General features: G+C 58.6%; 23 protein-coding genes. 11 read left to right on the top strand and 12 right to left on the bottom strand.

Going from position 1 to position 25,421, the window contains the following annotated elements; translation table 11 throughout:
* The first annotated feature begins 315 nt into the window (after positions 1-315).
* Positions 316-813, top strand: coding sequence for a hypothetical protein (locus EYB53_RS22450; protein ID WP_135481307.1), 498 nt, complete (start codon positions 316-318; stop codon positions 811-813).
* A 24-nt stretch (positions 814-837) separates the two neighbouring features.
* Positions 838-1,605 (top strand): class I SAM-dependent methyltransferase, encoded by a 768-nt coding sequence (locus tag EYB53_RS22445; protein WP_135481304.1) that lies wholly within the window; start codon positions 838-840, stop codon positions 1,603-1,605.
* A gap of 9 nt (positions 1,606-1,614) precedes the next feature.
* Here EYB53_RS22445 and gmd read toward each other — a convergent pair whose 3' ends face one another.
* A complete protein-coding gene (gene gmd / locus EYB53_RS22440) occupies positions 1,615-2,589 on the bottom strand; it encodes a GDP-mannose 4,6-dehydratase (protein WP_135481302.1) in 975 nt (324 codons plus the stop codon).
* Between the two features lie 253 nt (positions 2,590-2,842).
* Between gmd and EYB53_RS22435 the strand changes: the two genes are divergently transcribed.
* Positions 2,843-5,137, top strand: a complete 2,295-nt coding sequence (locus tag EYB53_RS22435; protein WP_135481300.1) for an ATP-dependent helicase — start codon at positions 2,843-2,845, stop codon at positions 5,135-5,137.
* Between the two features lie 54 nt (positions 5,138-5,191).
* Positions 5,192-6,979, top strand: a complete 1,788-nt coding sequence (locus EYB53_RS22430) for a choice-of-anchor Q domain-containing protein (RefSeq protein ID WP_135481297.1) — start codon at positions 5,192-5,194, stop codon at positions 6,977-6,979.
* 114 nt (positions 6,980-7,093) lie between these two features.
* Here the strand turns inward: EYB53_RS22430 and EYB53_RS22425 are convergent, their stop codons facing one another.
* From EYB53_RS22425 to EYB53_RS22400, 6 genes are all read right to left on the bottom strand, one after another.
* A complete protein-coding gene (locus tag EYB53_RS22425) occupies positions 7,094-7,345 on the bottom strand; it encodes a hypothetical protein (RefSeq protein WP_135481294.1) in 252 nt (83 codons plus the stop codon).
* A gap of 25 nt (positions 7,346-7,370) precedes the next feature.
* Positions 7,371-7,802: an EamA family transporter gene (locus tag EYB53_RS22420; RefSeq protein ID WP_135481292.1), complete on the bottom strand. Its 432-nt coding sequence runs from the start codon at positions 7,800-7,802 to the stop codon at positions 7,371-7,373.
* A gap of 376 nt (positions 7,803-8,178) precedes the next feature.
* Complete coding sequence (locus tag EYB53_RS22415; protein ID WP_167857552.1) at positions 8,179-8,343, bottom strand: hypothetical protein; 165 nt, start codon at positions 8,341-8,343, stop codon at positions 8,179-8,181.
* A 59-nt stretch (positions 8,344-8,402) separates the two neighbouring features.
* Positions 8,403-8,678 carry a hypothetical protein gene (locus tag EYB53_RS22410; protein ID WP_135481290.1) on the bottom strand — a complete coding sequence of 92 codons (276 nt, stop codon included), beginning with the start codon at positions 8,676-8,678 and terminating at the stop codon, positions 8,403-8,405.
* A 312-nt stretch (positions 8,679-8,990) separates the two neighbouring features.
* Positions 8,991-10,493 (bottom strand): aminotransferase class V-fold PLP-dependent enzyme, encoded by a 1,503-nt coding sequence (locus tag EYB53_RS22405; RefSeq protein WP_135481288.1) that lies wholly within the window; start codon positions 10,491-10,493, stop codon positions 8,991-8,993.
* 32 nt (positions 10,494-10,525) lie between these two features.
* A complete protein-coding gene (locus EYB53_RS22400; protein WP_135481286.1) occupies positions 10,526-11,416 on the bottom strand; it encodes a LysR family transcriptional regulator in 891 nt (296 codons plus the stop codon).
* Positions 11,417-11,588: 172 nt separating this feature from the next.
* On the opposite strand from EYB53_RS22400, the gene EYB53_RS22395 reads away from it, so the two are divergent.
* The 7 genes from EYB53_RS22395 (at position 11,589) to EYB53_RS22365 (ending at position 21,979) form a co-directional block, all read left to right on the top strand.
* Positions 11,589-12,989: a VanW family protein gene (locus EYB53_RS22395; protein ID WP_135481284.1), complete on the top strand. Its 1,401-nt coding sequence runs from the start codon at positions 11,589-11,591 to the stop codon at positions 12,987-12,989.
* 76 nt (positions 12,990-13,065) lie between these two features.
* Positions 13,066-14,130, top strand: a complete 1,065-nt coding sequence (locus EYB53_RS22390; protein WP_135481282.1) for a type I phosphomannose isomerase catalytic subunit — start codon at positions 13,066-13,068, stop codon at positions 14,128-14,130.
* Entirely contained in the window at positions 14,127-14,900 is a 774-nt protein-coding gene (locus tag EYB53_RS22385) for a 16S rRNA (uracil(1498)-N(3))-methyltransferase (RefSeq protein WP_135481279.1), read from the top strand. Before EYB53_RS22390 ends, EYB53_RS22385 begins: the two co-directional genes overlap by 4 nt.
* Before the next feature lie 42 nt (positions 14,901-14,942).
* On the top strand, positions 14,943-16,316 hold the full coding sequence (locus EYB53_RS22380; RefSeq protein WP_135481277.1) for a S41 family peptidase: 1,374 nt from the start codon (positions 14,943-14,945) through the stop codon (positions 16,314-16,316).
* 772 nt (positions 16,317-17,088) lie between these two features.
* Entirely contained in the window at positions 17,089-18,972 is a 1,884-nt protein-coding gene (locus tag EYB53_RS22375) for a protein kinase domain-containing protein (RefSeq protein WP_135481275.1), read from the top strand.
* A gap of 264 nt (positions 18,973-19,236) precedes the next feature.
* Complete coding sequence (locus EYB53_RS22370) at positions 19,237-20,580, top strand: cellulase family glycosylhydrolase (RefSeq protein ID WP_135481273.1); 1,344 nt, start codon at positions 19,237-19,239, stop codon at positions 20,578-20,580.
* A gap of 109 nt (positions 20,581-20,689) precedes the next feature.
* Positions 20,690-21,979, top strand: coding sequence for a citrate synthase (locus EYB53_RS22365; RefSeq protein WP_097653398.1), 1,290 nt, complete (start codon positions 20,690-20,692; stop codon positions 21,977-21,979).
* A 140-nt stretch (positions 21,980-22,119) separates the two neighbouring features.
* On the opposite strand, the gene EYB53_RS22360 is transcribed toward EYB53_RS22365, so the two are convergent.
* The 5 genes from EYB53_RS22360 to EYB53_RS22340 all read right to left on the bottom strand — a co-directional run bounded on the left by EYB53_RS22360 (position 22,120) and on the right by EYB53_RS22340 (position 25,158).
* Entirely contained in the window at positions 22,120-23,541 is a 1,422-nt protein-coding gene (locus EYB53_RS22360) for a BCD family MFS transporter (protein ID WP_135481271.1), read from the bottom strand.
* A 135-nt stretch (positions 23,542-23,676) separates the two neighbouring features.
* Positions 23,677-24,042, bottom strand: a complete 366-nt coding sequence (locus tag EYB53_RS22355; protein WP_135481269.1) for an MmcQ/YjbR family DNA-binding protein — start codon at positions 24,040-24,042, stop codon at positions 23,677-23,679.
* Between the two features lie 72 nt (positions 24,043-24,114).
* The gene (locus EYB53_RS22350) at positions 24,115-24,507 is read right to left on the bottom strand and encodes a hypothetical protein (RefSeq protein WP_135481267.1); all 393 of its coding nucleotides are present in this window, start codon (positions 24,505-24,507) and stop codon (positions 24,115-24,117) included.
* A 37-nt stretch (positions 24,508-24,544) separates the two neighbouring features.
* A complete protein-coding gene (locus EYB53_RS22345; RefSeq protein WP_135481265.1) occupies positions 24,545-24,805 on the bottom strand; it encodes a bactofilin family protein in 261 nt (86 codons plus the stop codon).
* The gene (locus tag EYB53_RS22340) at positions 24,799-25,158 is read right to left on the bottom strand and encodes a hypothetical protein (protein ID WP_135481263.1); all 360 of its coding nucleotides are present in this window, start codon (positions 25,156-25,158) and stop codon (positions 24,799-24,801) included. Before EYB53_RS22340 ends, EYB53_RS22345 begins: the two co-directional genes overlap by 7 nt.
* Positions 25,159-25,421 lie beyond the last annotated feature (263 nt).

Below are 25,421 nucleotides of genomic sequence, written 5' to 3'. Positions count from 1 at the left end.
ATACGCCGACTGAAGTCGGCTCTCCGGTATGTCCGCTTTCAGGCTTCATCTTCATACGCCGACTGAAGTCGGCTCTCCGGTATGTCCGCTTTCAGGCTTCATCTTCATGCGCCGACTAAAGTCGGCACTCCGTTATGTCCGCTTTCAGGCTTCATCTTCATACGCCGACTTATAGTCTGTCAGGAAGCGCGACCTGTGAGGTCGCGCTTCCTGACAGACTATAAGTCGGTTGAGTCCCTACTAGATCTCCATGCTAGAATAGAAGAGAACTAGTTGATATGATGATCTGGAACACACGCCGTGTGAGGTAATAGAATGCAACAACGTAGTGGTGGTGGTTGGATCGGTTGGTTGATTTTCCTTCTTGTCATCTTTGGCTCGCGTTTTTTACCGCCCGTCGCCCAGTGGCTGTCACAGGTTACTGGTTTCTCGATTACAACGCCGATGCTGATCGGGGTGCTGGTTGGGCTTGGTGTGCTCGTGAGCATTGTGAGTTCGATCATTCAAGAGACGAATAAGGAGCAACCGCCTGGTAATGGGATGCCACCAATGCCAACCGGTCAACCGCGGCGCGGCGCGGCCAATGGGCCGACGATTTCGGTTCCACCGACGTCGGCATCGTCACCCTTTCCCGCTGCGCCCCACAGTGGCTTGCCGCAGGCACGTTTACCAAGTGGAGGGCCGCCAAGGTTGAAGCCGCCCCAGTTCGAGCCAATTATTGATCCCCGAGTGCTGGTCATTGGCATTGTTGGCCTTGTCCTTATGGGGGGCGTCTTTTTGTTGCTTTTCCTTGTTGCGCCAGCCATTCCGTAACAACAATCAGTGTATGGTGGATCTATGCAGTCCTATGATCCTTTTGCCCGCTACTACGATGCCGATTTTCGTGAATACCGCGATGATGTGGCCCTGTATCACGAGTTCGCCCGACGCACGGGGGGCCCGCTACTTGAGTTGATGTGTGGCACCGGGCGCGTGCTGGTGCCGCTTGCCGAAGCAGGCTACACGATCACTGGCGTCGATAGTTCAGCCGCGATGCTTGCTATTGCCCGCGAACAACTCGCCGAGGCCGAATTGACCGCCCAGACAACCCTGATCCAAGGCGATGTCCGTGACGTTCATGTGCCCACCAATCATTTTAGCCTGGCTTTCATCGCGATCAATTCGTTTATGCACCTCGAACGAGTTGGCGACCAACTTGCCTGCCTGAATACGATGCGCAAGGCGCTAACCCGGCGTGGCCTGCTGATCCTCGATCTCTTCAGCCCCGATCCCACCGAGATCATCCGCGAGGATAACCGGCTTGTCCTTGACCGTGCGTATCATCTCGATGGCCGTTATGTACAGAAGTTTGTCGCCATTGATAGCGACTATGCTTCGCAAGTGAGTCGCGTCACCTACCTCTACGATGAAACCGATCCACAGGGTCAGGTGACACGACGGACGATGCAGTTCACGATGCGCTGGTTGTACCGCTTTGAACTGGAACACTTGCTGGCCCGAGCCGGTTTTGTGGTGCGGCATATCTATGGCTCGTATGAGCTTGATGAGTACGCCACAGGTAGCCCACGCCTTATTGCGGTGGCGAGTCCGGCCCGCGAACCCTAGCATACGTCGTTAACGCATCAGATTTTTCAACATCTGAACATCTGATTCAACCATCATCTGTACAAGTTCAGGAAAACTCACTTTGCGCTTCCAGCCAAGTTTAGCCTGCGCTTTCGCGGGGTCGCCGATCAGCAGATCGACTTCGGCAGGGCGCATAAACCGGTCGTCCAAGACCACATAATCCTGGTAATCGAGATCTACCGCCCCAAACGCCAGTTCACAGAACTCGCGCACGGCATAGGTTTCACCCGTTGCCACAACATAATCGTCAGGTGAATCTTGCTGAAGCATCAACCACATTGCTTCAACATAATCCCCGGCAAAGCCCCAGTCGCGACGGGCATCGAGGTTGCCCAGGCGCAGTTCATGGTCGAGGCCGAGTTTGATACGGGCTGCACCGTGGGCAATTTTGCGTGTCACAAATTCAAGGCCACGCCGGGGGCTTTCGTGGTTAAAGAGAATGCCACTGCTCGCGTGCAGATTGTAGCTCTCGCGATAGTTGACGGTGATCCAGTGGCCGTAGACTTTCGCAACACCGTACGGGCTACGCGGATAAAAGGGCGTCGTCTCGGTCTGCGGCACCTCCACGACTTTACCAAACATCTCACTGCTGCTGGCCTGATAAAACCGGATCTCGGGATCAACCAGACGCACCGCATCAAGCACCCGCGTCACCCCGAGCGCCGTGGTTTCACCGGTAAAGACCGGCTGCGCCCACGAGGTCTGCACAAACGACTGGGCCGCTAGGTTATAGACTTCACTCGGACGATATTCGCGTAACAGGTTGATCATCGAGATCTCATCCATCAGATCACCCGTAGCAAGCGTAATACGATCCTGAATATGTTGAATGCGCTCGAAGTTGACCGTGCTCGAACGCCGGATCATCCCGACAACGTCATAGCCCTTTTCAAGCAGTAGCTCAGCTAGGTAACTGCCATCCTGCCCTGTAATCCCTGTAATCAACGCCCGCTTCTTGGCCATGCTTTTCATTTCCTTTCAAACGAAGCTTCATGCGGTATCAGTATACACAACATCATGTGCTATAGTGTAACACCAGTGCCGTTTTGCATGGATGCTGGCACAAATGGCGCGTTGCACGTAAGTGTTCAGCCTTGTCCTGGGAGCGAGGGCGGGACGCCCTCGAGGGCGTCCCGCCCTCGCTCCCAGGCTGGCCGTTTTCGCCAGCCTAAGCATTGGTTTGGAGGGCGGCAGCCCTGACGTTTATGAGGTAGATATGTCCAAGCATATACAGGGGCTGAATCCCGCCCAACGACGGGCCGTCGAGGCAACTGCCGGGCCGGTGCTGGTGCTGGCCGGGCCGGGCAGCGGCAAGACACGGGTGTTGACACATCGCATTGCCTATCTGATCAATGAGGCTGGGGTCGATCCGTTTCATATCCTGGCGGTGACGTTTACCAATAAGGCCGCCCGTGAGATGAAAGATCGCCTGCATGCGTTGATCGGCCCCGATGCGGCGCAGGTGCTCTCGGCGGGTACGTTTCATAGCCTCTGTGCGCGGTTCCTGCGCAAGGATATTGTCCACCTCGGGCGCGAACGCGATTTTGCGATCTACGATGCCGATGATCAGCTCCGCTTGATGCGCCGGGTGCTGCGCGATCTCAAGCTTGATGAGAAACAGCATCCCCCTAGGGCGATCCTTGGCCAGGTTTCGAGTGCAAAAAATGAACTCGTCTCGCCCCAGGAGTATGCCCGCCTCAATCGTACCTATTTCGGTGAGCTTGTGACGCGCTGCTACGAACGCTACCAGGCCCTGCTGCGTGAGTCGAACGCGCTCGATTTTGATGATCTGCTGGTCGAGATGGTGCGGCTTTTTGACGCGCATCCCGAGGTGCTGGCGCGCTATCAGGATCGCTATACGTACCTACTCGTTGACGAGTATCAGGATACCAATCGGGTGCAGTATCTGCTGGTGCGCCAGCTCGCGCTGCGTCACCGCAATCTCTTTGTCGTCGGCGACGATGATCAGTCGATCTACCAATTCCGTGGCGCTGATGTGCGCAATATTCGCTCGTTTGAAGTCGATTATCCCGAGGCCCAGGTGATTCTGCTCGAGCAGAATTATCGTTCGACCCAGGCAATTCTTGACACGGCTCAGGCGATCATCAATGCCGGTGATAAGCAGCGCCACCTCAAACGCCTCTGGACGGACAACGATCAGGGGTTGGACGTTGCGCTTTACGAGGGCTTTGACCAAGAGGCCGAGGCGGGTTTTGTGGTGGACGAAATCGCTCGCTTGGTTGCCACCGGTGAGGTGACGCCCGGTGGGTGCGCGGTGATGTATCGCACCAACGCGCAGTCGCGCCCCGTCGAAGAGGCGCTGATCCGCCGTGGCTTGGCCTATCAAATTGTGGGCGGCATGCGTTTTTATGACCGCAAAGAGATCAAAGATGTCATTGCTTATCTCCGCCTGATCATCAATCCCTTTGATAGTGTGAGCTTCAGTCGGGTGCTCAACTGGCCTGGGCGGGGCATCGGCGAGCGTACCGAGGCCGAGTTGATGCGCTGGGCAATGGAGCTGGGGGTGCCCGTTTTTCAGGCGCTGCGTGAACTCGAAACAGGCACCATCGCGTCACCTTTGAATGCCCGGTCAACCAGTGCGCTGCTTGGGTTCCTTGCGCTGATTGACGAACTCAGCCGTGATTGGCACGAGCGTTCACTTACCGAATTGATGGACACCTTGCTTGCGCGGGTTGGGGTGCGCCAGGTGCTTGAGCAAGAGTATGGCGCTGAAGCAGCCGAAGAGCGCTGGCGTAATATCGAGGAGTTGCGCTCGGTGAGCACCGAATATCTCAATCTGCCAACCGAAGCTCAGTTGCCGACCTTTCTCGAAGAAGTCGCCCTCGTGGCCGACGTCGATCGCTTCGATGCCGAAGCCGATGCGATCACCTGCATTACGCTCCATCAAGCCAAAGGCCTCGAATTTCCAGTGGTCTTTCTGATCGGCCTCGAGGATGGCTTGCTCCCGCATAGTCGGTCACTCGACACCCGCGACCAGATCGAAGAAGAGCGCCGCCTGCTCTATGTGGGCATAACCCGTGCCAGGCAACGCCTCTACCTCTGTTACGCCTTCAAGCGCATGCAGTACGGGCGCAGTACCTTCAGTGCACGCTCACGTTTCCTCACCGATATTCCCCGTGAATTGCTGAAACAGCCGCACGGACACAGCGGAATGAAACAACCAGCGGCGCAGACGAGCATGTTCACCCAGCGGAGTGGTCTCGACCGCCAGTCCGATCAACGGATTGCCAGGCCAGGGCAGAAGACCGCGCCCGTCGTCATCCCAGCCAATCGTTCTGGTGGCAAAAACACCCGCACCCAACGGCCTGCCGGCCCAACGGAAGTGTCGTTTTTTGCCGGACAACATGTACGCCACGCCACCTTTGGCGAAGGGGTTGTTGTCAGCAGTCGCCTGGTGGAGGGTGACGAAGAAGTCACCGTCAGCTTCCCTGACCGCGAACGACGGCTGCTCGCCAGTTTTGCCCGGCTGGAACGGGTGAGCGAAGCGTAAGTGACTTTGTCAGGCTGAGCGCAGCGAAGCATCTCGGGCGTTAAGGAAGACGTTATGCTCAGCGAAAGACATTGGCAGCGTCGAAGATCAGGCCCTCCTCGCCATATCTTCCGATCAAGGCTTTTTATCTGCACGCTGGTGTTGGTTGGTGCTCTGCTCGGCCTGCTAAGGCTGATGCTTGCGTCCGCATCAGCCGGTACGGTCGTTGCGGCCAGGCCCGCCTTCTGTGCCGCCCCTGTTCAGCCGGTGACCCTGGTGAAGCCAACCATTATCGGCGACTGCACCCAGGCTGGCGTGCAGCGCGCGCTGGATCAGGGCGGCCACATTACCTTCGACTGCGGTGCCGCGCCGATGACCATTGCGCTCAGTTCACCTTTGATTGCGAGCGCCACGATCGACACCGTGCTTGATGGCGGTGGTCTGGTTACCCTGGATGGGCAGGGGCAGACCCGTATTCTAGAGAAGCCCTTTACCCCTGGCTCTGATGTTGATAAGACCAAAGGCAACGACCTGACCATTCAGAACATGCGCCTCGTGCGTGGGCGCGCGCCCGCTGCCACCAAAACCCGTGACGCCAATGCGCGCGGCGGCGCGATCTGGATTGGCGCGAGCCCGGGTACGCGCCTGCATGTTTTTAACACGACCTTCGAGGGCAACCGCACCACCAGCATTACCGACGAAGATAACCAGGGCGGCGCGATCTTTGCCGCCAATATCTACGAGACGGTGATTGTTGGCTCCAGCTTCAATGACAACGAAGCGGGCAGCGGTGGAGCCTTCGGCGGCATTGCCACCGGCCTGCTGGTCTACAATAGCGCATTCACCAACAATCGGGCTGCCGACGCCACCGCTGGCGGCATTGTACGCGGGCACGGCGGCGCGCTGCACCTGGATGGCGTGTCGAACTCCTTCAACCCGGATGCGCGCAATACGGTCGAGGTCTGCGGCTCGCTGTTCGACAGCAATACAGCAGTGCGCGGGGGCGGCGCAATCAAGGTCACAATCTCTGATAACCTGGGCACCCGAGCGATCTACGAGCGCTCGACCTTTCGGAACAACCGACTTGTTGGCGTGCCACCGACCGAGGGCCATGGCGGCGCGATCTACCACATTGAGGATGACTTCGCCGGTGGGACAGACGAAGATAACCTGCTGATCAGCGCTTCGACGTTTGTGGACAACTACGCCTACCGCCAGGGTGGCGGGGCCTGGATCCTGGTGCGTGGCAAGGGCCTGGTCGAGCGCTCGACCTTTGTCGGCAACCGCGCCTCTGAGGCGAACTCCAACCGCGTCGGTCAGGGCGGCGGGCTGATCATCTCGATGGGCGTGATCGACGTGGTGAACGCCACGTTTGCCCAAAACTTTGCGACGTTTCAAGGCGGCGCCATCTTCGCAGGCGGCGACAGCGACCTCGGGCGCGTCGTTACCCTGCGCAGTTCGCTCTTTGCGCACAACCGGCTCGACCCGACCCACACCAACCCGGTCACCAGCGCATACCAGGGGTATCATACCAACCGGCCGCTCGTCAACGGGGGCAACAACCTGCAGTACCCGCGCACCAAAGCGCCCGACTTCGACAATGAGGTCAACAACCTGATCACAAGTCCGGCCTCGGCCATCCTCTTCGCCGACCCGCTGCTAGAGGCGCTGGCGGATAACGGCGGCCCGACGCCGACGATGGCCCTGGCCGAGGGGAGCCCTGCGATCGACGCTGGCAGCGGTTGCACCAGCACCGACCAGCGCGACGCGCCGCGGGTCGGTGCCTGCGATATCGGAGCGTATGAGTTTGGCGCCGTAGTCGCAAGCGTTCAGCAGATCTACTTGCCGCACATCCGGCGGTAAGAGCGCCCCGACCACGCTGTTCACGCCATTCCTTTCAATTGGCGTGCGTCCTTGTGGGGCTACACGCCAGCTCTTTCGTCTTCAGACAATTGGATGCGAAACCTGATCGGTCGCCTAGAGCGCGGCGAGCATCCGCTGGATGGCCGAGCGGTGCGTAGGATCGAGCTGAACGCGCAGGAGAGTCGGATCCGGCGTGTATTCCAGCAGGATGTGGTCTGCCTCGTCGCGTACGGCGAGACTAGCTGCCCGGCTGCGCGGCAGGGTGAAGCGCCGATGGCCGTAGCGTTCCCGCTGGGTAACCGGATCCTCGCGCAGGATCAGCAGCCGCAGGTTCGTCGCGACGACCAGGGTCGGTGGTGCGATCATGCGCTTCCCGTAGCGCAGATACGGTTTAGCTGTTCAGCGCTATCACCACGACGCCCGCCCCCACCATCGCAATGCCGAGCCACGCGCCTGGCGAGGGGCGCTCAGCCAGGAAGACGAAGGCGAAGATCGCGACGAGCACGACGCTGAGCTTGTCGACCGGAGCGACCTTTGATGCCTCGCCGATCTTCAGCGCCCGAAAGTAGCAGACCCACGAGGCCCCGGTGGCCAGCCCCGAAAGGATGAGAAAGCTCAGGGTCTTGCCGCTGAGCGTAAGCGGATTGACCCACTTGCCCGTCATCCAGACGAAAGCCGCCAGCGCGAACAGGATCACCACCGTGCGAATGAGGGTGGCAAAATCGGAGTCAACACCTTGGATGCCGATCTTGGCGAAGATCGCGGTGAGCGCCGCAAACACCGCCGAGAGCAGCGCCCAGAAGATCCAGGCGGTTGTGTTCATCGAAGTTTCCTCCTAGAAACAGCCCGCTATCCTGCAAGGTGCGGGTAGGGAAGTGGCGTGTCTGCCCGTGCGTGGATCCGGAATGTTTAACGCAAAGGCGCAAAGGCGCAAAGGGGGTCGAGACCGAATTGGGGCACATATGCGCCCGTTTCCTACGAACCTAGTGCGCTCCCCGCGCCCGCCCCGCCCAGCGTAGGGGCGCAGCAACCCATGCGCCTCCCTCAACCACAGCGCTGCGTTCATCGCGGCTGCGCCCTTCCGGGGGCATGCAACGATCCGGGGTGGCCGGATCGTCGGCGGGAAGGGTGCGGCTGCGCCCTTCCGGGAGCACGGCTTGATCTGGCATGGAACGACAGGCAAGCATCCGTGAAGCGCCTCAGGGAAACTGCCTCCGACGAGCACGCAACTCGAGCACCACCAGGATAAGCAAGGCGACAATCGCCAACCCTCCCAGGAGGAGCGTATTCCAGCCGAAGAGCAGACTGGCAATCAAAAAGCCCACGATCACAAGGCTCAAGAGATCTCGACTTTTGGCATTCAATCCCGGGCCTCCGTTTCTCGGTGTCAACAGCTAAGACGAGCCCCTAGAGTACCACATATCTAGCGCGAGACAGCGCATTCAGCAAAGTGTTCGAGCCGGTAGTCTGGCGCGATGATGTTCCTCAGCGTGCTGACGGCGTCGTTGGGAAAGACGACGGTATACTTTGGGGCGACGTCGTTGCTGTGGCTTTGCTCGCTCCAGCCTGCGGGACGTGCCTTGTCGTAAGGGCTTTGGCACAGGAACTGGCGCACTGGAGGTTGCCACAGCTGAGCTCGGCGCTGCGCCGCCTTTGCCTCAGCGGCCGCGATGTTTTCTGCAACCCGGAAGCGTACCATCTCGTGTTTCCGCCTCCAGTCTACCACGCTTCGACCGAAACAGCGTGCCACCCCACGCCGTGCAGGGGCCGGGCGATCCTCGTCCGACCTGCCAGATGGGCGCCACCGCGATCAACACCAGGATGACAGGCTGGGTGAGAGCGGCGAGCTCGTTGACCAGGGTCGTCACCGTTGGAGTGAGAGATCAATCCGCAGATTACGCAGATGAGAGTGTCCGCTATGTGTGGGTGTGCCCCGCCAAACTCACGTTGTGACGTGATCCCCAGAGTTTCAGTGTCGTTTTGCCCGTCTGAGCGAAGCTCAGTAGGTGCGCTACCCCTGGGCGGTCTTTTGGCATGGGGGTATGAAGCAAGGCATCCGCAACTCCCCAACGCGCTTGTCCAGAAAGCTGGCGGCAAAGGCCATAAAGTGGTAGACATCCGCAAAGTTGCTGGCAATGCCCAGTGAGACCCGCACCGCACCGGCGCTCTTTTTGTGCTTCTGTTGCAAGATCGACTGGAATTGATCCAACGTCATCCGCTGCTCATCCTGAAAGGCCTCACGCATCTCGGCCTCGGTCAGGCCGTGCGCCACCTCCCCGGCCCCAGGGTTGCAGAAACAGCCTGTGCGCAGGGAGATCTGGGCCTGATTCGCCAACTGCTCGACCATGTGGAAATCCACCAGTTCAGCCTCAGGATCGTAGAAGTTGAAGGCGATCGTTCCGCCGCGATCAGTAGTATCAGTCGGGCCGTAGATGCGCACCAGGGGGAGGCCATTGCTGTGGCGCAGCGCCGCCAACTCTTCGAGCAGCCAACCCGTGAGTGCGGCGACCCGGTCGTGGATCAAATCTACGCCAATGCTGTCGATGTACTCCAGCCCGATCTTGATCGCAGGCAGGTTGAGGTAATCTACTGTGCCATCCTCATAGGCCGCCTCGCTATCGGCCAGGTGATGGCTGCACCCCTGCACCGAAGCCATGGTGATTGTTCCGCCGGCAAACCATGGACGCCGCAGCTTTTTCAGCGCGTCTTTGCGGGCCAGCAGACAACCTACCCCTGTGGGGTAACCAAAGATCTTGTAGAACGAGAGCGAGACAAAATCGGGTTTCCAGCGACTCAGATCCAGCCGATTGGTGGGCGTAAAGGCCGCCGCGTCCAGAAAGACATCCCATCCCCTGGCTTGGGCATGTTCAATCAGATCGAGCGGATGCTGCACACCAGAGAAGTTAGACTGGGCGGGGAAGGCAAAGAGGTTGGCAAAGGCCGGATCCGCCCGATCCAGCAATTCGGCCAGTCGCTCCTGGCTGATGCGCAGATCCGGCGGAACCACGGGCAAGTAGTGTACCGCTGCGCCCTTGGCCTGAGCAAACTCGCGGATGCCGTTGACTGAGTTGTGATTGTCAAAGGTCAGCAGATAACGCCCGCCAGCGCAGAAGGGATAGGCCTCACCCACCAGCTTGAGGGCGCCACTGGCATTGGGGGTAAAGATGGCGGTGTACTCCTCTGGCGAGGCCCGGAAGAAGTCATAGACATACGCTCTGGCCTGATCCACCAGGCGAGTGGCAGCCATTGAAGTAGGATTGACCGAGTGGGGGTTGCCAAAAACATGCTGCCGTAACAGGTCTCCATGGCGGCGCACCTGCTCTTCAGCGTACAGGCTTCCTCCGGTATAGTCCAGGTAAATATGCCCCTGCTGATCGAGCCGGGCGTACTCGGTGGCCCGCAGTTCCCGCAGGCGAGACGTTGCTGCGTAGGCTGGATTGCGCTGCAAAAAAGCGGCCCGGGCAGCGGCAAAGCCCTCGGGGGGATAGAGGTCAGCAGCAATGAGGGCCGTCATAAAACTCTCCTTTGGCGTGGTCAGCCACTACCTCACACATAAACCGAACGCTTCAACTGGGCTACCAGAAAATCGCGGAGTGCGCGCGCCGCTGGCGAGGCGACCCGGTCACCTCGCCAGACGAGGCCCAGGGTACGTTCGAGTTTCTGGTCTGTGACCCGTAACACCATGACCTCACTCGTCTCTTGCACGGCCAGTCGTGGGACGAGCGCAATGCCGATGCCCGCCGCCACAAACCGCAAGAGCGTATCGGTCTCGCCGCCATCAAGGACGACCCGAGGAGTAAAGCCAGCCTTCTGACAGGCCGTCAACGTCGCCTCGCGCAATTCATAATTTTCAGGCGACAGCACCCACGAAGCATCTTGAAAATCGGCGATTTGCGCCATGCCTTGCGCAGCCAAAGGATGATCACGGCACACGACGATAACCATCTCTTCGGTAAAGAGCGGTACCACCGTCAGATGTTCGTCTTCAACCGGCAGCGTCACAATCCCCACATCAGTCAGGCCAGCCTCCAGCAGATCAAAAAGAGTCTGCACTCCCGCTTCATGCAAGCGCAACTCGATCCCAGGGTAATGCCGATTAAAAGCCGCGAGCACCCGTGGCAACAGTTGTGTCCCAACGGTCGGTGGTGTCCCAACCGACGCACGCCCGCGCCTCAAGCCAATGCGCTCGGCCATTTCGGCCCGGGCCGACTCCACCTGGGCCATGACCGCACGGGCATGGGGCAACAGCGCTTCACCAGCCTCGGTCAGGCGCACATTGCGCCCAACGCGATCAAAGAGGGCCACGCCCAGTTCTTGCTCGAGCTGGCTAATCTGCTTGCTCAATGCGGGCTGGGCAATATGCAATTCAGCAGCAGCGCGTGTCACGTGTGAGTAGCGAGCTACTGCTTCAAAGTAGCGCAGATGTCGTAGTTCCATAGTTTGCTCATCCTGGTCCTCGCGACCAGAGGTGCTTCAAGAAAACTTTGTTGCGTAGATACGTCAATGTGCCTTAGTATAGCAGATCAGTTCGAGGGCGTGTTATAATCGTAGAGCGTGTGAAACTCGTTGTTCTTGCTCACGTGTCATCATAAGGAATGGAGGTACAGCTATGTACCGCTACCTCATACTCATCCTCCTGGCATTGGTGTTGCTTCTTCCCAGTACGCCCCTGGCAGCTGCACCAGCAGCCAATCCGCAGGCAACAGCCTTCACCTACTTCCCTGAAACTGGGCACAATGTTGGGATGCAGATCAAGCAGTTTTTTGATGCCCACGGCGGTGTGGCCGTCTTCGGTCTGCCACTCACCGAATTGATCATCGGGGCTGACGGTCGTCAGGTTCAGTATTTCGAGTACGCTCGGTTTGAGTATAACCCAACCGCGCCGTTTGCCGCTAGGGTAACTCTTACCCGTGCCGGGGCGATGCTGAGCGAGGGACGGGCCGATCCGGCGTTCCAATGGCTGGCTGGCAGCGCCGATCCTGAACGCGATTTTTACCCCGAGTCGGGCCATACGCTCGGGGGTGCCTTCCGCTGGTTCTGGCAGAGCAATGGTGGGGTACCAGTCTTTGGCTATCCGATCTCCGAAGAGGTGTACGAACAAGACGATGTGACCGGTACCGAGGTGCTGGTGCAATACTTTGAACGTGCGCGCTTCGCGTACCATCCTGCAACCGCAACCGAGCCTGATGCCGTGCGCCTGACCCCCGTTGGACGGATGTTGCTTCAGCGTGATCCGGTGGCCCGCGCCGCCACAGCACCAGTCCGCGCTATTGAGTTGCTCGGACGCGCCACGACAGGCTTTGCGGCCTCGTCCTACGAGCGCATAACGAATGTTAGCCGGGCCACCGAGATGGTGCATGGCATGATTGTGCCCGCCGGGGCCGAGTTTTCGTTCAACTCGATTGGCGATTTTTCGGAGGCCAATGGCTTTGTTGATGGCTATGCGATCGTGGGCGGGCGCCTCGAACGCGTCATCGGCGGCGGCCTCTGTCAGGTCTCAACGACGCTCTTCCGGGCTGTCTCGTACGCGGGCTTGCAGATTACCCGCCGCGTCGGCCATAGCCATATTGTCAATTTCTACGAAAATATCCTCGGGTTCGATGCCACCGTCTTTGTCCCCAGTGTCGATTTTCGCTGGCGCAACGATAGCCCCGGCCCGGTCTATCTGGTCGGAATTACCGATCTGAATGCCTCGCAGGTCTCCTTCGAGATTTATGGCATTAACGATGGCCGCAAGGTCGTTCACAATGCTCCGATCACGCGCAACTGGAAACAACCCGGCGTTGCTGTCTGGCAGTATGATGCATCGTTGCCCCAGGGGGCCGTGCGCCAGATGGTGCAGGGCCGCGCCGGGGTGGATGTGACGCTGAACCGGGTGATTACGTTGGCCAATGGCCGTACCCGTACCGATGCCTATGTCACCCGCTATGCGCCCTGGGAAGATTTCTTTCTCTATGGGCCAGGGGTTACCCCGCCCGCTGGCGTCAAGGTAATTGCCCCCAGACGTTAAGGAGCGAGCGCCCGTCAGACCGCACAGGTCTTGAAGACCTGTGCGGTCTGATCGACGACGAAGAAATGAGGTTCTGGTGAAACAGCCGCCGCTCAGACCCGTATTGACGACTCCCAGGCTGGTCGAGCCGATCTGGGGTGGCACCCGCCTTGCCCCATGGCTTGATCTGCCCCATCCCTACCCAGAACGCCTCGGTGAGAGTTGGCAGGTCTTTGAGGGGAATCTCGTCAGTTCTGAACCGTACGTCGGAAGATCGATCGCCGACCTTGTTGCTCTCTATGAGGGCGATCTGGTCGGCAGTCGCACGCTCCAGCGCTATGGGGCAGATTTTCCGCTGCTCGCCAAGTTCATTGATGCCAATGATCGGCTCTCGATCCAGGTGCATCCTGATGATGCGTATGCCCATACCTATGAGGCCCATACCGGCTTTCACGGCAAGACCGAGGCATGGTATATCATTGATGCCGCCCCAGGTGCAACGGTGACGTATGGCCTCAAAAAGCCATGCACGCGAGAAGAATTTGCCGCCGCTGTCGCCGATGGTTCCGTCGAGCATCTGATGGCCCATGTGTCGGTGGCCCCCGGTGATGTAATTTTTGTGCCCGCCGGGACGATCCACGCGATCAATGCAGGCATTCTGCTCTTTGAGATCCAGCAGAAGTCCGATCTCACCTATCGGGTCTATGACTATGGCCGCTGTGATGCCCACACCGGTCAACCCCGACCGCTCCATCTTGAACAGGCGCTGCAGGTGAGCCAGTTTGCCCCGGCACCCCATGCCCTGGTGCCGCCGCTGAGCCTGGCCCCTACCCGCGATCTCTTGATTGCCTGCCCTTCATTTGCGCTTGAACGCTGGAACTTCGCGCAACCAGTCACCGCTTCGACTGATCAAGGCAGCTTTGCGATCCTGACGGTCCTCGATGGATGCGTACAACTTGTCACCGATACCCGCCCATTGACGCTCGCCCGTGGGCGCTCAGTGGTGTTACCGGCAGCCCTTGGTACCTATCAACTTGTGCCGCAGGGCAAAGCGGTGGTGCTCAACGCATATGTGCCCGATCTGCCGCAACTCATGCAGCAAGCCACAACCGCAGGGTATAGCGCCACGCAACTTGCCGCCACCATACGTCAGTTGCCGTGAAAAACACGTTTCGTTTTTTTGTTGAGCCCGCCACCGTGCGCAACGATCTGGTGCGCCTGGAAGACCCGGCCCTGGCGCATCAACTCAGCCGGGTGCTGCGGCTCAATCCCGGCGATCAGATCCTGCTCCTTGATGGCCTCGGCACTGCCTATACCCTGGAATTGACTGCCCTGAGCCGTAAAGAAGTGACAGGCCAGATCATTGCGCGTGAAGCAGCAACCGGCGAACCAGACCTGCACCTGACGATCTATCTGCCGCTGATGCGGGCCGAACGCTTCGAGTGGGCGCTGCAAAAATGCGTTGAACTGGGCGCCTCGCGCTTTGTGCCCGTGCTCTGCGCACGCTCGCTCGCAAGTGAACGGGCTGACCAGCGCAAACACGAACGCTGGCAACGCATCGTGCGCGAGGCCGCTGAACAGTCGTGCCGTGGCTTGCTGCCAGCGATCGAACCATCACAGACGTTTGCCAGCGCCTGCACCCAGGTACACCAGGTGAGCCTCGCGCTCCTGCTCGCCGAATTCGCTGGCATGCCATTGCTTCGTACGATGCTTCGCACCTATCTCACAACAACCAGTAGCCCCAACCTCACCTCGCTCGCCCTCTTCAGTGGACCCGAAGGCGGTCTCACCCCAGACGAACTGACAACCGCAGTTGACCATGGTATCATGCCTGTATCACTTGGCCCGCGTATTTTACGCGCCGAGACTGCACCGGTTGTCGCAACCGCCGCCCTGCTCTATGAACTTGACAACCGTTCGGCAGTCGCCTGATCTATTGTTTCCCCTTACGTCACACGACGAGAGGTTTAGCTTATGATTCGTATCTCGCGTGCGCTCATCGCTGGCTCTATTGTGAGCGTTCTGGTCGCCATCATTGCCTTTGCCAGTGGCTGGGCGGCGGCACGGCTGGCAGGGACAACCTTTGTCGATAGTTTTCTTGCCAGCCTCGGAACAACCTCTGTCCGACAGGATACACCAGCACAGGTACGTGACCAGTTTGCGGTCTTCTGGCAGGTCTGGCATCTGGTTGAAGGCGAATTCTACCAGACGGAACCTATCGACCAGCAAGAGATGGTCTATGGTGCGATTCGCGGCATGTTGAGTTCGCTCGATGATGAGTATACAACCTTTCAAGAACCTGTTCTAGCCGCCCAGAGTCGCGAGTCAATGCAGGGGAAATTTGAAGGTATCGGGGCCTATCTTGGCATCAAAGAGGGCGAAATCATTATTGATCGGCCCTTCAAGGGCTCGCCAGCCGAACAGGCCGGGTTGCAACCAGGCGATGTCATTGTCGCCGTGGATGGGCTCTTGCTCAGCCCAGAAATCGCCGCCATGAGCGATGGCGAGGCCACCAGTTTCGCCGCAAGCAAAATTCGTGGCCCCAAAGGATCGCTTGTGACCCTGACGTTGCGGCGCGCACCCGACCCTGAGCCGTTTGACGTGGCGATCACCCGCGACGAGGTACCCATCATTACCGTCAACGCCGAGATGCTCGACAACGGCGTTGCCTACATCCAGATTACCGAGTTCAAAGCTACCACCACCGCGATGCTTGATGATACGCTGCGCGAATTGATCCCGCAGCAACCAACCAGTATTATCCTCGATTTGCGAAATAATCCCGGTGGTTATCTACGCACTGCGCAGGAGGTACTGGGTCGTTTTTACAACGGGGTGGCCCTCTATGAAGAAGAAAATGGTGGGGTCATCAAAGAACTCCGCACTATTCCCGGCTCTAGTGATACACGGCTCTATGACCCACCAATGGTCGTGCTGATCAACGGGTCATCAGCAAGCGCCGCCGAAATTGTCGCCGGAGCCTTGCGCGACGAGCGCCCCAACACAACGCTACTTGGTGAGCGGAGCTTTGGCAAAGGATCAGTCCAGAACATTCACCAGTTGCGTGACGGCAGCAGTGCGCGCATTACCATTGCCCACTGGCTCACCCCTGATCGCTCGCGGATCAATCGCATTGGCATCACCCCCGAATACGAAGTGCTGGCCTCAGATGATCCGGCATACATGGTACCCTGCGTCGCCGGACGCCGCCCGAATGAAGGCGCACCAGCCTGTCACGACGCCCAACTCGCCTGGGGCCTCCAACTCCTCGCAGGCATCACCCCACCACCGCCCGCCGAGCAAACAACCCTGCTCCCTCAACCAGGGCCACGGGCCATCTTCTCATAGATGTTTACCCTTCAGGGCGGGAAACCCACCCGCTTCCATCGGTGGGAGGAACGCCCCTGCTTTCGCCCGCTTCAGCGCATACTTGCACGGGCATGCGAATACTGGTATACTACGCTCAGATGTGCTAAGGCACTCGTGGTGCGCACCACGAGCAACGGTTTGCACGTTCACAACTGAGCCTTCGCGAGGTTCCGGCAGGCAACCCGCTGCCGGGTAAAAGGTTCACGGTCTGCGCCACGCACGACACCTTTCGTTGTGCAGGGCCGCCCGTCAGACGGCCTCTTGTGCTGCGCCACCTTCGGGTGGAGGAGCGAGCACAAGCCCAATCGTTCACGATTGGGTATCTGACAAGCGTACGGGCACGGCGGCGCCGTGCCCCCGGCGTGCCCCCACCGCAAAACGCAGCAAGCGCTGCTCGCTTGAGCGAGCAGCGCTTGCTGCGTTTCTGAAGCCTTGATCACCAAGGAAGACGGGGTTGCCTGGGGAGGGCAGTGACGAGAGAGATCCGTCTGGAGTTGATCGTCATCAGTACAAGCAACGGAATGGCGACGATAACTGCCCCAATGATACGAGGAATATGCAAACCAGGAAGCTCTCCCTGGTCAATGTGGACAAGATCTGGTTCAAAACCCGATCCATCTAAGTCAGTTTGAAGGAGTGATAACCTCGGCTCCAGATGCAGTATAATCTCACTTTCTCATTTTGAGGGGAAATTTATGACAACCTTTTGTGAGAGATTATTTACTAATCTGGGGTATGGTATACTTCGACCATGAACACGTCCCGCTTGCCAGTTCGTACCGACAAGCGTCCCAACGAAGGGCTTGTTGAGCTGCGCAATTACACGTTGATCGAGTTGCAAGGTCAGGAAGAGCTTGCAACGATTTATCGTGCCACGCATCAGACACTGGATCGCCCGGTCGAAGTGCATGTCTTGCGGCGCCATGATTGGATCTCGGTGAGTCGCTTTCAGCTTGCCGCCCGCCTGGCGGCTCGCCTGAGTCATCCGGGCCTCGTTCCGGTGATCGATGCTGGTCACGATGAGCAACTGGGCGATTATCTCGTCACTCCTCAGCTTGATGCACAACCACTGAACAAGCTGCTCGAAGCAGGGCCAATGCCCCCGATCCGGGTCTTGCGCATTGTGCAGCAGCTTGCCGCTGCCCTTGATTACCTCCACGGTGAAACGATCTTTCATCGCGATGTGCAACCAGTCAATGTCTTTGTCGGAACCGAAGGCGTCGCCTATCTTGCCAACCTCAGCCTGGCGTCGGGGCCAGATACCCCCGATCTCAGCAGTATTGATGAGGCCGATTACCTGACCCCCTATTCCGCCCCAGAACAACGCCTCAGCAAGGGCGAGGCCGGCACAGCCCTTGATGTCTATAGCCTCGGGGCCGTGATCTACCATATGCTCACCGGCGAGATTCCCGCAGGGGCTGAATTACCTAGTCTCGCACGGCACGATCCCGGCCTGGTCGCCGCCGACCGCATTGTGCAGCGCATGATGGCGGCCCAACCCGCAACCCGCTTCCCATCGGCAGGAGCGGCGGCCCTCGCTCTCCGCCAAGCTCTGCGGAGTTATGTCGATGAGGCCAGCGATGATATGGAAGAGTCGCGCTGGGAACCGGTAGCCGAGTGGCTCGATAATCCCGTCGAGACCGTCCTCCAAACGACTGGTGATGAACAATTCGGCGCTTTTCTGAGCCGCGCGCGCAAACGCGCCGACGAGTTGCACCGCCGTGATGCAATTCGCCGCCACCTTACCAGTTGGAGCCGCGATGGCTTCTTTCATCGTCGCAGCCTCGGTCAACTGATCGAGCTCGAACAGATTGTGAGCTACAACGTCTATTTTTATGAACTCAAGATCTGTTACGAGACCCGAAAAGAGGGTCGGCCACGCGTGCGTACCTTTGCCCCCGATGATCAACCCTCCAACCAGGCCATCCCTGATCTCTGGGCGATCCCCCTGCCTGAGGTCAAGCCTGAGCGAAAAACCCGCCCCACCGAAGCCACAGTGCCCCACTCAACCCGCATTCTTCCCTGCACAACATGTCTTCACGAAGGCAAAATCCCATGTAATGTCTGCAATGGCACGGGCATGGTAACCAAAACCAATAAGATCTCGCATCCCGACCGCAGCCGCACCGAAGAGACGATTGAGGTCTCGTGCCCTCAATGCAAGGGCTATGGCAAAATCGCCTGCCCAACCTGCGACGGTCACGGCAAAATGACCGAAACCCAGGTCTTTCTCTGGTCGCGTGAATTTCGCGTCTGGGAAGAGACCGATGATATCGAGGATTTGCCGCCGGTCGCCCTGAAAACCGAGCGCCAACCCGTCTTTGCAGGCACCATCGATCTCTTTCAGGGCAACTGGCAAAGTGTTGCCCCACTCGCGGCTTTGATTGACGCTGCATCACAGTATGGCGACCAGGATACCCGTATCGTCTCAAGCGAACTGAACGTCCACGGTGTGATGATCACCGAAATTGATGGCCTCCTTGAAGAAAAACCTCAACGCCTCTACTTGATTGGCGAACAGAACCAGACGATCGGCGACTGGACGCTGCTCAACCCCGAACGCCTCATCCTCGCCACGGTCTTTGGCTTGCTCGCCTTGCTTGCCCTATTGACCCTGATCTTTACCTTGCTTTGAGCCTCTGGCTGGGGTTTGATGGCCTGTAGCCCCATATCATCCCTTTTTCAGCGTCGCTGAACATAATTCTCACGCCTGCTTACGTTTGCTACAGTAGAACTGTCTAGCCGATTTGCTACAGTTCGCCATCCCCCCGCTCGGGATGCATCAGGAGCGAGGCTCAGAGGGCTTCGCTCTCCGCAATCGTTCTCTTCGCAGTAGCCAGGTGCTTGATATGACCTGTGTTCCGCGAGAGGTCAGGTTTTATAAAAGCCGAGGTGGATCATGCAACGCCGTCGCCTTACCCGCTGCTGGGTCTTGCTCCCATGTGCAGTGCTCATTCTCTTCTTGACGGCCTGTGGCGAGGCCGCAGGGAGAAGTTCATCAGAAACGATGCTGCTGCCAACAGCCCGCATTACCGGCACCACTGAGCCAATTGAACCACTTGAACTTGAACTCCCCATCACAACGACCGGAGCTGAACCAGAGGCCACTGTCGCTACGCCCGTTGTGCCGGTCGTTATGCCGCAGATACCCACACCACGTAACGGCCCAGGCGATCTGCCCTATCCGCTCACCCTCACCAGGCTCAACTTTGGCGTCGTCGGGCATCTCTACTACACCGACCGTCGCACCACGCTGAGCAAGGCCCGCGAGGCGGGGTTTCGCTGGTTTCGCCAACAGATCCACTGGCGCGATATCGAAGACCGGAGTGGGGCGTTGCTCTGGGGCGACCTCGATAGCATTGTGGCCGATGTCAACAATGCCGGCATGCTCTTGATGATCAATATTACCCGTTCGCCAACCTGGTATACAAGCAACGGGGCCGATGGTCTGCCCGACGACCCCGCGACCCTGGCGCGCTTTGCCGGGGCCCTGGCCGAACGGTACCGTGGCCGTGTCCACGCGATTTTGATCTGGAACGAACAAAACCTCGCCTACGAAAATGGGGGCACCATCGGGCCAGACGATCCGGGCCATTTTGTGGAGATCATGGCCGCCACGTATACGGCGATCAAAGCCGCTGACCCAAGCATCATCGTTGTTGCGGGGGCACCTGCGTCCACCGCCACCAACGATCCTGCGATTGCGATGGACTCGCTCTCGTATCTGCAGGCTATGTATACCTACAAGGATGGCATGATCCGCGACTACTTCGACGTGCAAGCCCTGCATCCCGGTGGATCGGCCAATCCACCCGAAACGCTCTACCCCGAAAACCCCAGCCAAGCCCAGGGTTGGACTGACGACCCTTCCTTCTACTTTCGCCACGTCGAAAATCAGCGCCGCGTGATGGAAGAGGCCGGCATGGGCCATCACCAGGTCTGGATTACCGAGTATGGCTGGGCAACCGCCAATACGAGCCCAGGGTACGAGTTTGGCAACCAAATTAGCTTCGAGACCCAGCGAGACTATATCGTGGGGGCTATTCGTTATACCGCCGAACACTACCCGTGGGTCAGCAACATGTTCCTCTGGAACCTCAACTTTACTGTGCTGCAACGTGAAGCCGGGCGCGACCCGATGCACGAACAGGGCTCCTTCAGCATCGTCAATGCCGACTGGTCACCACGACCCGCCTTCTGGGGCATTCAACAGACCATTGCCGAAATCTCGGCGATGCCATAACAGGCGGGATATGGTATCATAAGGTCGGGTAGCACCCGGCCTTATGCACGTCTATCCGCTCGTCAATGCATAAGCAGGTGTGCAACGTGGCAACAGAGGAGTTTCTGCAATGAGCAAAGACACGCTGACGGTAACGGACAATCGCACAGGAAAGACGTACGAAATCCCCATTCAAAACGACACCATTAATGCTATTGACCTACGGAAAATCAAAGTCTCATCCGAAGATTTTGGGATGATGACCTACGATCCGGCCTACATGAATACGGCCGCATGCAAGAGCACGATCACCTATATTGATGGCGATAAAGGCATTCTTGAGTATCGCGGCTATCCGATCGAGCAACTCGCCGAGCAGAGTTCGTACCTTGAAGTCGCGTACCTGTTGATCTATGGCGAACTGCCCAATGCCGAACGTCTGAAATGGTGGGAATATCGGATCAGCCGACATAACTTTATTCACCAGAACTTGATCGATCTGATCCAGGCTTTTCGCTATGATGCGCACCCGATGGGCATCCTGATCAGCTCGGTTTCGGCTATGTCAACGCTTTTCCCCGAAGCCAAAGAGGTGGATGATCCCGCTGTCCGCGAAAAGCAGATCTGGCGTATGCTTGGGATGATCCCAACCGTCGCCGCTTTTGCGTATCGCCATCGCATCGGGCGCCCCTTCAACTTCCCCGACAATTCACTCAGCTACACCGCAAATCTGCTCTATATGATGGACTTTATGAATCAGCGTGACTATGAGGTCAATCCGGTGCTCGCCAAAGCACTGGACGTCCTCTTCATTTTGCACGCCGATCACGAGCAGAACTGTTCGACCGCAACAATGCGTGGTGTCGGTTCAAGCCGAGTCGACCCGTACTGTTCACTCTCAGCCGCCGCTGCCGCCCTCTATGGCCCGTTGCACGGCGGGGCCAACGAGGCCGTCCTGCGGATGTTGCAGCACATTGGCAATGTGAAGAATGTCCCTGACTTTATTGATCGGGTCAAGAAGGGCGAAGGCCGCCTGATGGGCTTCGGCCACCGCGTCTACAAGAACTACGACCCACGCGCCAAGATTATCCGCAAGGTCGCTTACGAAGTCTTCGAGGCGACCGAGAGCAACCCGTTGCTCGAGATTGCCGTCGAGCTCGAGCGGATCGCCTTGCAGGATGAGTACTTCATCGCACGCAAACTGTACCCGAACGTGGACTTCTACAGCGGCCTGATCTACCAGGCCTTGCGCTTCCCGATCGAGTACTTCCCCTTCCTCTTCGCGATCCCCCGCGCCTCGGGCTGGCTCGCTCAGTGGCAGGAGATGCTGGAAGACGACGAGCAGAAGATCATGCGCCCGCGCCAGATCTACCTCGGCGAAGCCCGCCGTGACTATGTTCCCCTCGACCAGCGCTCATAAGATCAATTGGATAGCCACGCAACAACGCCAGCATACGCTGGCGTTGTTGCGTGCCTGCCGCACCGAGGCATCTTTGCTTGCGCTGAAAAAGCCAGCTATGCTGGCTTTTTCAGCGCAAGCAAGCTTCAGGGAGGCACCCCCTAAAAAAGAATCTGATCCACGTTCGCTTGATCCAACCCCGCCCACGGCGACCGCACCGCCCCGTTGCGCACCTGGCTGCCGATGCGCAACCCCAGCAGCAATGAGATCGAGAGTACCAGCAGGCTCAGTGAGGTGGCATAGACCGCCGTGTAGCCGAGCGCAACATTGCCCGTCAGGTACTGCACAATATCACGCCCAAGCCCACCGCCAATCGTGCCAAAGCCCTGAGCCAGCGCCTGAGTGATGCCCCACAACCCGATAAAGAGCCCCGCATGATTGCGATCCACCAGGCCCATCACCAGTGCCAGCGCACCGACAATGAAACTCCCCCGCCCTGCGCCAATCAGGGTTGCGCCCGTGCGAAAAAGATTCACCTGGCCTGTTTCGCTTGCGAGCGTCACCGCAAGAAAGCCCCCGGCCCCCAGCAGACACCCGAGGCTAATCAGTAACACCGGTGAACGCCCCTTCCACAGCATCACTGCCGCCCCGATAATGCCCAGCAGCATCCCAACCCCCCAGAGCGCCGTTAGGCGAGTTGTCTGAGTTATGGTCATGCCAAGCACCTGACCGCCATAGGGTTCAAGCAAGACATCATGGGTTGCAAAGCCGAGCGTCGCAATAAAGAGCACAATGAAGAGATTGCGCAGCGGGGCTTGACGGGCCAGCAGGCGCAACGACTGCCCAAGCGTCTCGCGGACACGGATCGGGTCAGGCACATCCTCAAGGTCGCCGTTAGGCTTCAGGCGCTCTTGATGAAACATCGCCACAAAGGCCAGGGCAATAAAGATCACCGCCGAACCCTGCATCACCTGAATCAACACAATATGATTGTAATTAATAAGTAACTGACCCATCACAATCGAACTAAAAATAGTCCCGAGCACCAGCATAATCCAGAGCACCCCAAGCACCTTACCGCGCTCATTGGCCGGGGTAATATCGCTGACCGTCGCAAGGTAGATCGTCTCGACCACATTGACGCCGATGCCATACGCAAGGAAGATCAACGTACAGACAAGCATCGCCACGGGGAACGTCAACGCACCATCGCCACTCAGCAGGATCAACGAAAAGGGCGCGGTTGCCAGGCCACCATAGGTCAGAAGCGCACCAAAGACCAGGTAAGGTGTACGCCAATTGCCCGCCGCCCGATCCACATCCGAGCGAAAGCCGACCATCGCTCGTGCTGGTGAAACAAAATAGTGCAGCGAGATCAAAAAACCAACAGCGACCGCAGGAATACGTAGCTCATCAATCAACACCCGGTTGAGGGTGCCGGTAATCGGCGCAAGTGAAACACCCATCCCAAACTGAAACAGCCCCAGGCGCAAAACGCGCAACCAGCGTTGCAAACCAGGACGCGCAGCAAGCCAGGCCCCGATCACCTGTAGCGGGTGCCCCAAGAGCTTACCTGGTGTCATACACTCAACTCCTTAACGTTTCCCAAACAACAACGTCCCACGTGACCAACAGATCAGTCAGCCTTAACTATAACACGCCCCTTGCTTCATAAATGTAATAAAGCACAAAATATCGTTGCGATCTGGCATCACTCATCAACCCTCTGCCCCCTCAAGGTTGGCCCGCATGCGCCGCGGAAGGCCACGTACCACCAGACGGTAAGACGCATCGATCAGTTCAAAGACGAGGGCATCCTCAAGCGTGCCATCGAGCGTGAGCGTGATCCAATGGCGCTTGTTCAGGTGATAACCGGGCTGGATGGAAGGGAAGGTTGCCCGCAGCAGATCGCCATAATCGGGGTCAACCTTCAGCGAGAGGCGCAGCGGATCATCGGTCAGGGCCAGCAAGGCAAACATCTTGCCGCCCACCTTGACCACAAGGGTCACCGTATCAAACGGAAAAGTCTCTTCGGCCCCAGGCTTTGCCCCAAGAGCGGCCCGGAGGCTGGGCAACGTCTGCATGGTCTTCTCCCATCTTGCGCCAAAGAAAGGCGCATTGTCGGCCAAACGCTCTGCAATGTGCCGCATCAGGGCTCAGGCAAACCAGGCCAGCACCGCCAGCACGACCGCAATCGGCAACCGCGCCAAACCAACCCGCACCCAGTTCGCATCACCCGAGATTGACGAAACCGCCTGTCGGCCACGCGGGTTGAAGACAACCAGGGCCGCCTTGAGCCCCCAACCAACCGGGATCAGCACGATCAGCAGCCAGCCCGCCCAGGTCTTTGGGCCGGTAATGAAGCTCACCAGGGCCGCTAGATAGAGCCCGATCAGGAGGACGGCGATGCTGATGAACCACCACGGGCGACGTTCACCAGCATACGCTTCCGCCTCGATGCGCTGCCAACGCCCGCCCATCACGATCATCGCTACACTAGTTGCAGCGGCCGCAGCCGCCAACAACCAGCCGAAGAGGTTAACAAACATCGTTTTGCTCCATTGAAAATACTTCGTCTTGCCGCATCTATGCTTGCTCAACCGGCAGCGTTAACCCACTGATGATCGAACCTTCGACCAGCGCCAGTTCGCTACCTCTCGTCGTGCCATTGCCGATACGCAGGTCACCACCGATTCGCGCCGTTGGCCCGAGCGTCACCCGCCCATCAAGCACGACCAGGTCACCCATGATCAACCCGTCAACATCAAGCGCCCCACCCAGCACGTAGACCGATCCGCCTACCTGCGCGTCGGTGTGCAACACGACGTTGCCCGCACGGATCAGCATATCACCGGGTAGCGGATCAACGGACGTAAAGCTATGTGTACCGTCAAAGATAAATGTGCCGCGATGACACCCAGGGCGAGCTGGAGTTTGCGCAACAACAGCAAGCTCCAACCGTGACGCTGCATCAGCCAGCCGACTGTCAACGCAACAACCCCAGTCAGAAGAGCGAGCAAAGCCATCTGACGGGCTACCTCTGTTTGAGGCAAACCAAGGACGCGTTCGCCCAGATCCTTTAGGCCTAGCTGCACGAACGTCACATTATAGAAGTAACCGATCGCCATCATGCCGATAAACAGCCCGTAGCCAGCGACGACCGGCCAATTGCGTGCGCGTATGTAGCGTAAGATATGCATACGTCTATCATACATCCCTTTCAGCCCGCCACAGCTATCATACCACACGACACATATGGCATGATTGCCGCCTTGGACATCGAAGTAGGGCGATTGCATCATACGAAATCGGATACAACGGGGCACCCGCAAGGGGTGCCCGTACCGGGGCGAGGCACCCGCAAGGGGTGCCCGTACCGGGGCGAGGCCGCATCCGGTGTAGGGGCACCCCTTGCGGGTGCCCTTGCGGGTGCCTTGGCGGGGTGCCTACACGGAAGATGCAA

Origin of the sequence: Candidatus Chloroploca mongolica, from assembly GCF_004762035.2 — a bacterium.
GTDB lineage: Bacteria > Chloroflexota > Chloroflexia > Chloroflexales > Chloroflexaceae > Chloroploca > Chloroploca mongolica.
Note: the sequence above shows the minus strand (reverse complement) of the source record. Positions and strands in the feature narration are given on the sequence as shown.